This window comes from Streptomyces sp. NPDC001902 (assembly GCF_042891295.1).
In the GTDB taxonomy this organism is placed as follows: domain Bacteria; phylum Actinomycetota; class Actinomycetes; order Streptomycetales; family Streptomycetaceae; genus Actinacidiphila.
Window position 1 is genome coordinate 193,377 of record NZ_JBIATA010000005.1, and the last position, 14,050, is coordinate 207,426.

General features: G+C 74.0%; 10 protein-coding genes. 7 read left to right on the plus strand and 3 right to left on the minus strand.

Annotated features, from left to right (window positions below):
- Positions 1–103 precede the first annotated feature (103 nt).
- Positions 104–3,208, plus strand: a complete 3,105-nt coding sequence (locus tag ACFYYN_RS11785) for an alpha-N-acetylglucosaminidase (protein WP_500545722.1) — start codon at positions 104–106, stop codon at positions 3,206–3,208.
- Here the strand turns inward: ACFYYN_RS11785 and ACFYYN_RS11790 are convergent.
- Both ACFYYN_RS11790 and ACFYYN_RS11795 read right to left on the minus strand, forming a co-directional pair.
- On the minus strand, positions 3,201–4,031 hold the full coding sequence (locus ACFYYN_RS11790; RefSeq protein ID WP_500545601.1) for an N-formylglutamate amidohydrolase: 831 nt from the start codon (positions 4,029–4,031) through the stop codon (positions 3,201–3,203). The genes ACFYYN_RS11785 and ACFYYN_RS11790 overlap by 8 nt on opposite strands.
- Positions 4,032–4,097: 66 nt before the next feature.
- Positions 4,098–4,676: a methylated-DNA--[protein]-cysteine S-methyltransferase gene (locus ACFYYN_RS11795; RefSeq protein WP_500545602.1), complete on the minus strand. Its 579-nt coding sequence runs from the start codon at positions 4,674–4,676 to the stop codon at positions 4,098–4,100.
- 186 nt (positions 4,677–4,862) lie between these two features.
- On the opposite strand from ACFYYN_RS11795, the gene ACFYYN_RS11800 reads away from it, so the two are divergent.
- Positions 4,863–5,801, plus strand: a complete 939-nt coding sequence (locus ACFYYN_RS11800; RefSeq protein ID WP_500545603.1) for a hypothetical protein — start codon at positions 4,863–4,865, stop codon at positions 5,799–5,801.
- A gap of 193 nt (positions 5,802–5,994) precedes the next feature.
- Positions 5,995–6,792, plus strand: a complete 798-nt coding sequence (locus tag ACFYYN_RS11805; protein ID WP_500545723.1) for an MHYT domain-containing protein — start codon at positions 5,995–5,997, stop codon at positions 6,790–6,792.
- On the opposite strand, the gene ACFYYN_RS11810 is transcribed toward ACFYYN_RS11805, so the two are convergent.
- A complete protein-coding gene (locus ACFYYN_RS11810) occupies positions 6,757–7,794 on the minus strand; it encodes a chitinase (protein WP_500545604.1) in 1,038 nt (345 codons plus the stop codon). The two genes, ACFYYN_RS11805 and ACFYYN_RS11810, sit on opposite strands and share 36 nt — an antisense overlap.
- A 283-nt stretch (positions 7,795–8,077) precedes the next feature.
- Here ACFYYN_RS11810 and ACFYYN_RS11815 point away from each other — a divergent pair, with 283 nt between their 5' ends.
- The 4 genes from ACFYYN_RS11815 to uvrB are packed head-to-tail and all read left to right on the plus strand — an operon-like array spanning position 8,078 to position 14,014.
- Positions 8,078–8,527 (plus strand): hypothetical protein, encoded by a 450-nt coding sequence (locus ACFYYN_RS11815; RefSeq protein ID WP_500545605.1) that lies wholly within the window; start codon positions 8,078–8,080, stop codon positions 8,525–8,527.
- Positions 8,528–8,533: 6 nt separating this feature from the next.
- Complete coding sequence (locus ACFYYN_RS11820; protein WP_500360660.1) at positions 8,534–10,708, plus strand: bifunctional polysaccharide deacetylase/glycosyltransferase family 2 protein; 2,175 nt, start codon at positions 8,534–8,536, stop codon at positions 10,706–10,708.
- A 23-nt stretch (positions 10,709–10,731) separates the two neighbouring features.
- A complete protein-coding gene (locus ACFYYN_RS11825) occupies positions 10,732–11,868 on the plus strand; it encodes an acyltransferase family protein (RefSeq protein WP_500545724.1) in 1,137 nt (378 codons plus the stop codon).
- Positions 11,869–11,917: 49 nt separating this feature from the next.
- Positions 11,918–14,014 carry an excinuclease ABC subunit UvrB gene (uvrB, locus tag ACFYYN_RS11830; protein ID WP_500327213.1) on the plus strand — a complete coding sequence of 699 codons (2,097 nt, stop codon included), beginning with the start codon at positions 11,918–11,920 and terminating at the stop codon, positions 14,012–14,014.
- Positions 14,015–14,050: the final 36 nt, after the last annotated feature.

Sequence of the window (14,050 nt, forward strand, 5' to 3'; positions counted from 1 at the left end):
CGTCACATTGATCCGTATCGTCACTCCCGTTACCGTTCCGGGGCACGCGTTCTGACGCAGCCTCAACTGTCGGGAGCCGGCCGTGACTCGAGTGACCAGGCGGATGCTGCTGGGTTCCGCCGCCGCGACCGCGACGGGTGCGGTGTTCGAGACGGGCGCGGCGGGCGCGACCACGGCCGCCGCCTTCGACATCGCTCCCGCACGCGCCGCGCTGGGCCGCCTGCTGCCACGGCACGCGGGGCAGTTCCGGTTGGTCGCGCAGGACCGGGGGAACGGCGGCAAGGACGGCGAACGGTCCGACCGCTTCCGGATCGCGGGTGCGCGGGGCCGTATCGAGGTGGCCGGTACGTCCCCGGCCACACTGCTGTGCGGCGTGCGCTGGTACCTCAAGCACGTGTGCGGTGTGGGCGTCTCCTGGGTGGGCGACAGCCTGGACGCCCTGCCCGCGACGCTCCCGGCGCCGCCCCCGGGCGGCATCGCCCGCCGCGCCACCGTGCCGCACCGCTTCGTGCTCAACGACACCAACGACGGTTACACCGCCCCCTACGCCGACTGGTCGCGCTGGGAGCGCTTCATCGACGTCCTGGCACTGCACGGCTGCAACGAGGTGCTGGTGGTGGCCGGGGCGGAGGCCGTGTACCGGCGCGTGCTGCGCGAGTTCGGCTACTCCGACAAGGAGGCCCTGGCCTGGCTGCCGGCCCCGTCCCACCAGCCGTGGTGGCTGCTGCAGAACCTCTCCGGGTACGGCGGCCCGTTGACCGCGGGCATCGTCGACGCCCGCGCGGCGCTGGGCCGCAGGATCACCGCGCGGCTGCGCGAACTGGGCATGGCCCCCGTGCTGCCGGGCTACTTCGGCACCGTCCCGGACGGCTTCGCCGGCCGCAACGCCGGGGCGCACGTCGTCCCGCAGGGCACCTGGCACGGCTTCGCCCGCCCTGACTGGCTCGACCCGCGCACCGGCGCATTCGCCGCGGTGGCCGCCTCCTTCTACCGCCACCAGAAGCAGCTGTTCGGCGAGGCCGCGTACTTCAAGATGGACCTGCTCCACGAGGGCGGCACCGCGGGCGGGGTCCCCGTGGCCGCGGCCGCCCGCGCCGTCCAGGCGGCGCTGCGCGCGGCGCACCCCCGCGCCACCTGGGTGATCCTCGGCTGGGAGAAGAACCCGCGGGCCGACCTGCTGGAAGCGGTCGACAAGGAGCGGACGCTCGTCGTGGACGGCGTCTCCGACCGGTTCGCCTCGGTCACCGACCGCGAGCGGGACTGGGCGGGCACCCCGTACGCCTTCGGCTCCATCCCCAACTTCGGCGGCCGGACGACGATCGGCGCCAAGACCCACGTGTGGGCGGACCGCTTCTTCAGCTGGCGGGACAAGCCCGGCAGCGCCCTGGCCGGCACCTGCTACCTCCCGGAGGCCGCCGAGCGCGACCCGGCCGCCTTCGAGCTGTTCTGCGAACTGCCCTGGCACGAGCAGCGGGTGGACCTGCCGACCTGGTTCGACACCTACGCGCGGACCCGTTACGGCACCGAGGACGGCCAGGCACGCGTCGCATGGCAGGCGCTGCGCCGCACCGCCTACCGGCACGACGCGCTGGAGCGCGCCGACGCCCACGACAGCCTCTTCACCGCCCGTCCCTCACTGACAGCCGACTCCAGCAGCGTGTACGCGCCGAACGCCCTCACCTACGATCCCGCCGCCTTCGACGCGGCGTTCGCCGCGCTGCTGGCGGTGTCCGCAGGGGCACGCGGCCGCGACGCCTACCGCTACGACCTGACCGACGTCGCCCGGCAGGCGGTCGCCAACCGCAGCCGGCAGCTCCTGCCGCAACTGCGCGCAGCGTTCGCGCGCCGCGACGCGGCGGTCTTCCACCAGCTGTCCGAGCTGTGGCTGCGGCTGATGCGGCTGGCCGACGAGGTCGCGGGCGGCCACCGGGCCTTCCTGCTCGGCCCCTGGCTCGCGGAGGCCCGGGCCTGGGGCGGGGCGGACGCGCAGCGCGCCGAACTCGAGCGCACCGCCCGGGTGCTGACCACCACCTGGGGCGGGCGCGCGACGTCGGTGTCGCTGCACGAGTACGCCAACCGTGACTGGAACGGGCTGGTCGCGGACTTCTACCTGCCGCGCTGGCGGACCTTCCTGGACGAGTGCGCGGCGGCCCTCACCACCCGCCGCACCCCGCGGGCCGTCGACTGGTACCGCGCCGAGGAGCCCTGGACGAAGCGCGCCAGGCGCTACCCCACCCGGCCCACCGGCGACGCGCACACGCTCGCCCGGCGGGCCTACGAGATCCTTGCCGCGGCCCCCTACCAGGGCACGCTGACCGTGACCGCGGACCCGGTGACGCTGGTGCCGGGCGGCCGGGCCGTGGTCACCGCGGAGTTCGCCAACACCAACGGGCTCGCCCCCACCGGCACGGTCGGCTTCTCCCTGACCACGGACGGGGTGCGGGCCGCACCGCGCGGGGCGCTGTCGCTACCGCGAGTGGCGGCCGGCGGCACCGGCCGTGCGACCTGGCACGTCACCGCGCCCGAGGCCCGCCCCAGGCGGCCGCTGTCGCCGCTGCGGTACGAGGCGCGGGCCGCGTACGAGCCGGTACCCGGCGGCGCGCGGGTGCCCGCGGTCGCCACGGGGGACCTGTACGTCGCGGGCCCGCTCGACCGTGCGTACCGGACCGTCAACGGCACCGGAGCCGTGTTCGGGCAGCTCGGCGACCGCTTCGCCATCGACGGCGCCGGGCGCGACCTGTGGAAGGGCACGGCCGAGTTCGCGGCGGTCCTGCGGCCCGGCGCGCTGCGCGACGGCGGGACGGTCACCACCCGGGTCGACAGCCAGGCCGAGACCGCCGCATGGGCGCGGGCCGGCATCGTCGTCCGCGACGACCTCGACGACCCGGCCGCCCCGGGCTTCCTGAACCTGGCGGTGAGCCCCGGGCACGGGGTGACGCTGTCGTACGACTCCGACGGCGACGGCCGGCTGAACCGCTACCGGCGGCTCGCCGGTGTGCGGGCCCCGCTGCTGTTGAGGCTGCGCCGCAGGGGCCGCGCTTACACGGGGGAGTGCAGCACCGACGACGGGACGACGTGGCGGAAAGTCGCGACCGTGACCGTTCCGGCGGCGGCCCGGACCCAGGACGTGGGGCTCTTCATGACCGCGGGGAACGGTGGCACGGGCGACCACGGCCTGGTGGAGTTCACGGGCTTCCGCGTCACCTGAGGCCGCCGGTTCCGCTGCCACCGCCGGTTGCGCCGCCCGTGCCCACGGCGGCGACGAGGGCGGCCAGGGCGTCACCGAACCGGTCCAGTCCCTCGCCGGGGGCACCACCGGGCTCGCTCATGTACCCGTCCCTGCGGATCTCGACCATCAGCGCCGAGACCTCGCGGACCTCGCCGTAGTGCTTCAACGGCACATAGGTGCCGGCGAACGGCGAGTCGAGACCGACCTCGCCGCACGGCGCGAAGGCCTCGCGGGCGGCGTCCAGCAGCCAGGCCGGGGTGTGGAAGGCGTCCGTGCCCAGGCAGACGGCGGGCCGGGGCCCGTCGCCGTGCAGCTCGTAGGGGAGCGGCGCGCCGGGGTAGGAGTGCACGTCGATGACGACCGCCCGCCCGGTGGCCTCCAGCCGGTCCTGCACGGCCGCCGTCATGGCGGCCGCGTACGGCTCGAAGTAGGCGTCCAGCAGGGCCCGTTCGTGCCGGGGGTCGGGCTCGCGCAGTGGCGCCCCGTGCGAAGTGCGGGTGTAGACGGCGCCCATGCCGACGGCCCGCATCTCCTCCCGCTCGTCCGGGAACCGCTCGGGGTCGACGACCAGCCGCGACAGCCGGTTGGTGAACCGCCACGCCCCCGTCCGTCCGGCGGCGCGCGCCGCGATCAGGTCGGTGTACGAGTCCGTCATGTGGTCGAGCTCGGCCGCCAGTCCGGCGTCGTCCAGGAGGATGCGCTCACGGACGTGCCCGGGCACGGCGCGGGCGCTGTGCGGGACGTGGAGGAGCACCGGCGAGTCCGGCGCGCCCTCGGTGATGCGGAAAGTCGATTTGTCCATTTCTCCACCCCTCCCCGGCCCCCGCCGGTGTGACCTGCCGTCCAGCACGGCGGTGCTGAGGAACCGTCAGAACAACGGCTCCGGCAGGACGCCCTCCAGGGCCAGCAACGCGCGCTTGATGTCGAGCATGCGCAGGCCCCCGCCGAAGCCGCCGATGCCCCCGTCGCTCTCCAGGACGCGGTGGCACGGGACGACGACGGGCAGCGGGTTGGCGCCCATGGCCACCCCGACGGCCCGGGCGGCGCCCGGCTCTCCGACCCGTTTGGCGAGGTCCTGGTAACTGACCACACTGCCGAACGGGACGCCGGCCGACAGCTCGCGCAGCACACGGCGGTTGAAGCCGGTCGTCAGGGACCAGTCGAGGTCGAGGTCGAAGGTCTGGCGCGTCCCGGCGAAGTACGCCTCCACCTGGCCTATCGCCTCGTCCAGCCGGGCCCCCGCGGCGCTCGCGGGCCCGGGCCTGCGCGCGGGCGCGGCGCCCAGCCGGGAGCAGATCCGCTCCAGCACGGCGGGCGCCTGCTCCTCCCCGGTCCGGAAGGCGACGTGGACCAGGCCCTGCCCGGTCGCGGCGAGCAGCAGCGGCCCGACCGGTGCCTCCAGCACCGACCAGGCGACCTCGGCGGAAGGAGTCCGTGGTTGCGTCACGGTCCCCAGCGTAGGACGGCGCACTGACAGCCGGTCCCGGCCGGGGTCCCGCCGGGGAGGGGTCCCACCGGGGCCCGGGCCGGCCACGGCAACCGGCCGCAACGGCCGCCACCCGGGAGGGTGGCCGTTCTCGACAGGTCTGTCACAAGCGGTGGTCGACCGGTTACGAGGGGGGATGGGGCGCGCATGACGCGAAACGACTTCACCCCGGCCGTCCGCCGGCTCGCCCGTGAACAGGACCGGGTCGCCACCGTCGCCCAACTCGCCGCCGTGGGCGTGCCGCAGAGCAGGCTGCGGGAGTGGTGCCGCCCCGGCGGCCGGTGGCAGCGGCCGCTGCCCCGGGTGGTCGTCCTCCAGCCCGGTCCGCTCACCGCCGCGCAGCGGTCCAGGGCGGCTCTGGCCTTCGCCGGGTACCCGCAGGTCCCGGCCATGATCACCGGCGTGGCGGGGCTCGCCCTGCACGGCGTCGCCGTGGCCGCGCCGCCCTGCGGGCTCCCGGTGGTGGACGTGCTCGTCCCGAGCGAGCGCCGCATCCGCACCCACACCTGGGTGCGGGTCCACCACGGCCGCGGGCTCCCCGTGGCCGACACCGTGGACGGTGTGCCCGTGGCCCCGGTGGCCCGGGCGGCGGCCGACGGCGTACGGGAGTCCATCGACCCCGAGTGGGCGCTGGACGTCGTCCGCGAACTGGTCATAGCGCTCGGCGTGCCCGCCCCCGCGCTCGCCGCGGAACTGGGTGGCGCGGTGCTCGCCCGGCGCCCCGCCGTGGCCGCCCTGCTCGACGCCATGGATCCCGGCCCGCGCGCCGCCTCCGCCGGGCCCATGGCCCGCGCCCTGGTGGCCCGGTCGGGACTCCGGCAGCCGCTGTGGCGTCCCACGCTCCAGCTCGACGGCGCCTTCCTGGGCTCGCCCGACGCGTACTGGGTGCGCGACGGCCTCGTCCTGGACCTCGGCCCGGGGACCGGGCGCGGCCGGCTGGAGTCGCTGGGCCTGCGTGTGCTGCGGGTCGCGCCCGCCGCGTTCACCCGCAGCCCCGCCGAGGTCGTCGCCGCCCTGCGCACCGCGCTCGCGGCCGGACCGTACGGGCCGCTGGACCGCATCACGGCACTGCCCGGGGCGATGTGACGTACGGGTGTCCGCGCGATGAAGTCGCCATGAGGCGGCCGCGCGGGGCGGGCCGGCGAGCCTAGCGTGTGTCAGCACGGGGACGGAAGGAAGCGGGGGACCGGGGCGGCAAGGGGAGGGTGCCGTGAGCGGCACGTACGGAACGGTCAATGGCTTCACCTACGGATGGGCGACCCCTCTCGCGGGTTTCCTGATGGCCTGCTTGGGTGCCGCCCTCGGGCTGCGCTGCACGACCCGGGCCCTTGCCATGCACCCCTCGAGACGGGCCGGCTGGCTCGCGCTGGGTTCGGCGGCCGTCGGCTCCGGCATCTGGACCATGCACTTCATCGCCATGATGGGCTTCACCGTCGGCGAGGTGCGGATCACCTACGACACGCTCGTCACCTTCGAGAGCCTGCTGGTCGCCGTCGTGGTCGTCGCTCTCGGGGTGTTCCTCGTCGGGTTCGTGGGCCGCACGCTCCCCGCCGTACTGGCCGGCGGCTGCGTCACGGGACTCGGCATCGCCGCCATGCACTACATGGGCATGCGGGGCATGCGGCTGCGCGGCGACCTGGAGTACACGCGGTCCACGGTGGTGCTGTCGGTCGGCGTCGCCGTCCTGGCCGCCACCGTCGCCCTGTGGTCGGCGGTCTCCGTCCGGCGCCCGTACGGCGGCGTGCTCGCCAGCCTCGTCCTGGGCTTCGCCGTCACCGCCATGCACTACATCGGCATGGCCGCGCTGACGGTGCACCTGCACAGCGGCGCGCGGGAGGGAACGAGCGGGGCGGGACCGGCCGCGTTCCTAGCCCCGGTGCTGATCGGGCCGGTCGTCTTCCTCTTCCTCGCGGGGGTCGTCGTGGCGCTGGACCCGCCCGTCGGCGACTTCGAGCCCGAGCCCGAGCCTGAGCCCGAGCCCGCGGCCGGCCGCGGCCGCCGTTCCCCGCGGGCGGCCCGCTCCTCGCACGCCGCCCGGCCCTCACGCGTCCGCGAGCGCCCGCGCGAACGCCAGTGACGGCTGGTCGACCCCGCTGCACCGGGCCGGGGCCGTCTCCTTGGTGTCGTCCTCGCAGGGCCGGTCCCGGTCGGCCGACCACATGGACAGGCCGCCCAGCCGCTTGTCACGGGCGAAGGCGGCCAGCGTGGCCGCGTCCCGCAGGGTGAACACCTCGCCCGGGATGTCGTTGACCCCGATCATCGGGGTCACCGAGAGGGTCCGCCACGCCGCGGCGTCCGGCAGGCCCAGCAGCGCCTTGAGCTGCCGGTGCGCAGCGGTGGCCGCCTGGACCGCGTACCGGCCCATGTCGCCGGTGTACGTCTCCCCGTAGTCCATCGCCATGATGTTGACCGCGTCGACGCGCACCCCTTGGCGCCGGGCGTCCGCGAGCAGCGCGGAGGCCTCGGCGGTCAGCCCGGACGGCATCACGGGCAGCGTGAAGGAGACCGACAGCGTCCGGCCTTCCCGCTCGGCCTCCTGCTGGAGCCGGGCGACCGCGCGCGCCCGGCGGGTTCCGGCGGCGGTGTCCGCGAGGTCGTCGCCCTCGACGTCGAAGTCGACCCCGGTCAGCCGGTAACGCCCGATCACATCGGCGTAGACGGAGGCGAGTTCGTCCACGTCTTCGCAGGCCCCGGCGAGTTCCGTGCCGTCGGCGCCGCCGAACGAGACCCGTACGTCGAGGTCGGCGGCCCGCAGCGCGGCGATCCGGTCCGCCAGGTCGCCGTGGGCGATGCCGTCACGCCCGTCCCAGGTCGGGGCGCAGCCACCGCGCGCGGTCACGAACCCGAGGGTGAAACCGTCGGCCCCGGTCCTACGGGCGACGTCCGCCATGTCGTACGCGGTGGAACGCGAGGCGTCCACGTAGGGGGTGAAGGCCACCTCGGCCACCGGTTCCCTCCCCCCGGGGGCGTGGCGCGCCGGGGAGCCGGCGGGCTCGGTGCCGGTGAGGAGGGAGGCGGTCGTGGCGGCGACGGCGACCGCCACGAGTCCGGTGATCAGCTGTGCCGTGCGGCTCTTCATGACGGAGAGACTATCTGCCCCGGGAATTTCGGATCACGCTTTCCTGGAATTGAGTAAATGAGGATCTCGGGCCATTCGTGGGATTAATGCGGAAGTGAATCCGTGGAATTCATGGAGAGAAATTACTGCTAGCATTCCGTCCATGCATTCCCTCTCCCGACGGGCGTGTCCCCGTGGGCGGTCCACGGAGGAAGGGCCCGTATTCGTCGATGCGTCGGGCCGCCGGGCGCGCATTATCCGGCGCGCCGGACTGGCCGTCGGGATCGCCTGCGCGGGATATGCCGTGCTGCTGGGGGTGGCTTTCGCGGGCGGCACCCCTTTCGCGCCCCAGACCCTGATTCCGGGCGCCGACGTCCCCGAGGGCGCGTCGGCGCAGGCCGAGGCGGGTGGAAGAACCGGGGGTACCGCGGAACGCGTCGCGAGCGCCCCGGCCGCCGCCCACGCCCCCGCTCCGGTGGCCCGGGGCCCCGCCGCCTCGCCCACCGTCGTCGCGGCCGCCGAGGTCACCCCCTCCGCCACCGGGCGCCGCGCCACGGCCTCGGCGACCCCTTCCGGCGGCCCCGGGGCCACCGCGACGGCGAGCGCCTCCCCGCGGCCCACGTCCGCGCGCACCCCCACGGCCACCGCCTCGCCGTCCGCCTCCGTGCCCGTGACAGCCGGGCCGGACGCCCCCGCCTTCCCCCCGGGCGACGCCGGCGGCGACCCGGTGCCCGGCGACGGCTGGGACGACTGAGCGGCCATGGCGCGGACGGCCCGGCACGCGGCACCCGGTGCCATCACCAAGGTGGCGTCGGCCGGCCGGCAGGCCGTGCCCAGACCCCGCGTGGTCATGGCCGTGCTGGGGCTGTTCGCGCTCGTGTGCGTGATGCTGCTGGACGGCTACCTGCACTCGGAGATCGGCAACGACAGCCGCGTCCACGAGTCCGGGAGCGCGAGCCAGGTGCCCGCCTCCGTCCTCGGGGGCGGCCCCGTGCTGACCTTCGGCGCCGACGGCGAGCCCGTCAGCCACACCCTGCCGCCCCGGACGATCGCGCTCACCTTCGACGACGGCCCGGACCCCCGGTGGACCGCGAAGGTGCTCGCGGTGCTGCGCGAGCACGACGTGCCGGGCACCTTCTTCGTCGTCGGCCAGATGGCCGCCCGGTACCCCGCGCTCATCCGCGACATCGTCGACTCCGGCGGCGAGATCGGCGTCCACACCTTCTCCCACGTCGACCTGGCGTACCAGGACAGGGCCAGGATCGACCGGGAACTCGCCCAGACCCAGCTGGCGCTCGCGGGCGCCGCGGGCATCACGACCTCGCTCTTCCGCGCCCCGTACTCCTCCGAGCCCGATGCCGTCGACGACACCACGTGGCCCGTCTACCGCTACCTCGGCACCAAGGGCTACATCAGCGCGTTCGTCGACACCGACAGCGAGGACTGGCGGCGCCCCGGTGCCGCCGCCATCGTCCGCGACGCCACCCCAAGGGGCGGCAAGGGCGCCTCCGTGCTCTTCCACGACGCCGGCGGCGACCGCTCCCAGACCGTGGAGGCGCTCGGCACGTACATCGACACCATGAAGGCGAAGGGCTACACCTTCACGACGCTCACCGCGAGCCTGGGCGCCACGACCGCCAACCACCGGGCGAGCGGCGCCGAGTTGTGGCAGGGGCGCGCCCTGATCGGGGTCGTGGCGCTGGCCGAGTTCACCATGCCCGTCCTGTTCTGGCTGCTCGTCGTGGTCGGCGTCGCCGTCCTGGCCCGCTTCGCCCTGATGCTCGTCCTCGCCCGCCGCCACGCCAGGATCCGCGGCCGCCGCCGCTTCAGCTGGGGGCCCGCGGTCACCGAACCGGTCAGCGTCATCGTGCCCGCCTACAACGAGAAGGAGTGCATCGCCAACACCGTCGGCTCGCTCGCGGCGAGCACCCACCCGGTGGAGATCGTCGTCGTGGACGACGGCTCGACCGACGGCACCGCCGGCATCGTCGAGGCGATGGGCCTGCCCCAGGTGCGCGTCGTGCGCCAGGAGAACGCGGGCAAGCCCGCCGCGCTCAACCGCGGCCTGGAGCACGCCCGTCACGACCTCGTCGTGATGATGGACGGCGACACCGTCTTCGAGCCCGGCACCGTGCACCGGCTCGTGCAGCCCTTCGCCGATCCGCGGGTCGGCGCCGTCGCGGGCAACGCCAAGGTCGGCAACCGCGGCACGGTGATCGGGGCCTGGCAGCACATCGAGTACGTGATGGGCTTCAACCTCGACCGGCGCATGTACGACCTGCTCGGCTGCATGCCGACCGTCCCGGGAGCCGTCGGCGGCTTCCGCCGCGCCGCGCTGCTCGAGGCCGGGGGCATGAGCGGGGACACCCTCGCCGAGGACACCGACGTCACCATCGCGCTGCACCGCGCGGGCTGGCGCGTGGTGTACGCCGAGCACGCCCGCGCCTGGACCGAGGCACCGGGCAGCATCGGCCAGTTGTGGCGGCAGCGGTACCGCTGGAGCTACGGCACCATGCAGGCGCTGTGGAAGCACCGGCGCTCCCTGGTGGACCGCGGGCCCTCGGGACGCTTCGGCCGGGTCGGCATGCCGCTGGTCGTGCTCTTCCAGATCGTCACGCCCCTCTTCGCGCCGCTGATCGACCTCCTGACCGTCTACGGCGCCGTCTTCGTCGCACCGGTCAGGTCGCTCCTCGCCTGGGCCGCGCTGATGTCCGTGCAGCTGCTGTGCGCGGCCTACGCCTTCCGCCTGGACCGCGAGCACTACCGCCACCTGCTGATGCTGCCGCTCCAGCAGATCGTCTACCGGCAGCTGATGTACCTCGTCCTGATCCACTCCTGCGTCACGGCCATGACCGGAGGCCGGCTGCGCTGGCAGAAGCTCGAGCGCACCGGCGAGGTCAACTCCCCGCGGGCGTCCGCGGGAGCCGCCCGGTGACCGCGTCCGGCGCCTCCCTGCCCCTGCCCCGGCCCGGGACCTCCGGCCGGCACGCCGCCCGCCGCGGCGCGCGGGCGCTCGCCACTGCCGCCACCACTGCCGCCACCCCGGCCCCGGGCGCCCGCGACCGGTACCTGGACCTGCTGCGCGCCCTGGCGCTCGTCCGCGTCGTGACGTACCACACGTTCGGCTGGGCGTGGCTGAGCCTGGTCTTCCCCTCCCTCGGCGTGATGTTCGCCCTCGCGGGCTCGTTCATGGCGCGGTCGCTGGAGAAGCGGCCCGCGCTGCCGGTGGTGCGGCGGCGGCTGCGCAGGCTCCTGCCGCCGCTGTGGTGCCTCGGTGCCGTCCTGGTCCCGGCGATGCTGCTCCACGGCTGGTCGCCCGGTGGGCACCACGCGGGACGCTGGTGGGCGCGGCTGCTGTGGTGGGTGGTGCCGCTGGCGGACCCGCCGGGCAGCGCCTGGGCCGAACAGGCCACGGGGGTGCTGTGGTACGTGCGCGCCTACCTGTGGTTCGTCCTGCTCTCGCCGCTGCTGCTGCGCGTGTTCCGGCGGTCACCCACCGCCGTGCTCGTCGCCTCCCTCGCCCCGGTCGTGCTCCTGCAGACGCCCTGGAGCCTGCCGGAGGGCGGGGCCGGCAGCGCCGTCACCGATCTGGCGACCTTCCTCACCTGCTGGCTGCTCGGCTTCGCCCACCACGACGGACTGCTGGACCGCGCGCGGGCGGGCCTGGTGCCGGTCCTGGCCGCCGTCGCCATGGCGGCCGGCTCCTGGTGGGCCTGGTCCCACCGTGCGGACGGCTCGTACGACCTCAACGAGATCCCGCTCGCCCAGGCCCTGTGGTCGGCCGGTTTCGTCCTGCTCCTGCTGCGCTTCCGGCCGGGCGCGGGCCCGGCCGGGCGGCTCCGGACGCTGGACCGGGCGGCGCGGATCGTCAGCGCGCGGGCCGTGACCGTCTACCTGTGGCACGAGGTCGCCCTCATGCTCAGCGTCCCCCTGATCGACCAGATGTGGCGGGTCAGGCTCCTCGAGCTGTCGCTGCCGCTGGACAGCACCTGGTTCCAGTTCGCGGTGGCCTGGATGCTGATCGCGGTGGCGGTGCTGCTCCTGGGCCGGGTGGAGGACCTCGCCGCGGGGCGCCGGCCCCGGCTCCTGCCCTGACCCGGGCAGGTCGGGACCGGTTGTCGGTGGGGGGTCGTACCGTTGACCCATGCGGCCCGTATCAGACATCGAACGCAGTGTGGCGCCCTTCGAGGTCGTCAGCCCCTTCCAGCCCAGCGGCGACCAGCCGACCGCCATCGACGACCTCGAGCGGCGCATCCGCGCGGGCGAGAACGACGTCGTCCTGCTCGGCGCGACGGGCACGGGCAAGTCGGCGACCACGGCGTGGATGATCGAGCGGCTGCAGCGCCCGACCCTGGTCATGGCGCCCAACAAGACCCTGGCCGCCCAGCTGGCGAACGAGTTCCGCGAGCTGCTGCCGAACAACGCGGTCGAGTACTTCGTGTCGTACTACGACTACTACCAGCCCGAGGCCTACGTCCCGCAGACGGACACCTACATCGAGAAGGACTCCTCGATCAACGAGGAGGTCGAGCGGCTGCGCCACTCCACCACCAACTCGCTGCTGACCCGCCGCGACGTGGTCGTGGTCGCCTCGGTGTCCTGCATCTACGGCCTGGGCACCCCCCAGGAGTACATCGACCGCATGGTGCGGCTCAAGGTCGGCCAGGAGATCGACCGGGACGCGCTGCTGCGCAAGTTCGTCGACATCCAGTACGCGCGCAACGACGTGGCGTTCACCCGCGGCACCTTCCGGGTGCGCGGCGACACCATCGAGATCTTCCCGGTCTACGAGGAGCTCGCCGTCCGCATCGAGATGTTCGGCGACGAGATCGAGGCCCTGTACACGCTGCACCCGCTCACCGGCGAGATCATCACCGACGACCAGCAGCTGTACGTCTTCCCCGCCACCCACTACGTCGCCGGCCCCGAGCGCATGGAGCGCGCCATCGCCGGCATCGAGAAGGAGCTCGGCGAGCAGCTCGCGGTCATGGAGAAGCAGGGCAAACTGCTGGAGGCCCAGCGGCTGCGGATGCGCACCACGTACGACATCGAGATGATGCGGCAGATCGGCACCTGTTCCGGCATCGAGAACTACTCGCGGCACATCGACGGCCGCGAGGCGGGTTCCGCCCCCGACACCCTCATCGACTACTTCCCCGAGGACTTCCTCCTCGTCATCGACGAGTCGCACGTCACCGTGCCGCAGATCGGCGCCATGTACGAGGGCGACGCCTCCCGCAAGCGCACCCTGGTCGACCACGGCTTCCGCCTGCCCTCCGCCCTCGACAACCGCCCGCTGAAGTGGGAGGAGTTCCTGGGACGCGTCGGGCAGACCGTCTACCTGTCGGCCACCCCGGGCAAGTACGAGCTCTCCCGCGGCGACGGCGTCGTCGAGCAGATCATCCGCCCGACCGGCCTGGTCGACCCCGAGGTCATCGTCAAGCCCACCAAGGGGCAGATCGACGACCTGGTGCACGAGATCCGGCTGCGCGCCGAGCGCGACGAGCGCGTCCTGGTCACCACCCTCACCAAGAAGATGTCCGAGGACCTCACCGACTACATGCTGGAACTCGGCATCCAGGTGCGGTACCTGCACAGCGACATCGACACCCTGCGCCGGGTCGAGCTGCTGCGCGACCTGCGGGCGGGCGAGTTCGACGTCCTGGTCGGCATCAACCTGCTCCGCGAGGGCCTGGACCTGCCCGAGGTGTCGCTGGTCGCCATCCTCGACGCCGACAAGGAGGGCTTCCTGCGCTCGGGCACCTCCCTGATCCAGACCATCGGCCGCGCGGCGCGCAACGTCTCCGGCCAGGTCCACATGTACGCCGACAAGATTACCCCGGCGATGGAGAAGGCCATCGAGGAGACCAACCGGCGCCGGGCCAAGCAGATCGCGTACAACGAGGAGCGGGGCATCGACCCGCAGCCGCTGCGGAAGAAGATCGCCGGCATCCTGGACTCCTTCGCCCGCGAGGACGCCGACACCGAGGAGCTGCTGGGCTCCGGCCGCCAGCGTTCGCGCGGCAAGGCGCCGGTGCCGGGCCTGTCCGCCAAGGCGGGGGAGAAGCGGGCCGCCAAGAGCCTGCCCGCGGCCGAACTGGCGGAGCTCATTGGCGAGCTGACCGACCAGATGCACGCCGCCGCCGCGGATCTTCAGTTCGAGGTCGCGGCCCGGCTGCGCGACGAGGTGGGCGAGTTGAAGAAGGAGCTGCGGCAGATGCGGGAGGCCGGCGTGGCCTGACCGTACCGGCTGTCGAATCTCTTGCCGAACCACGGT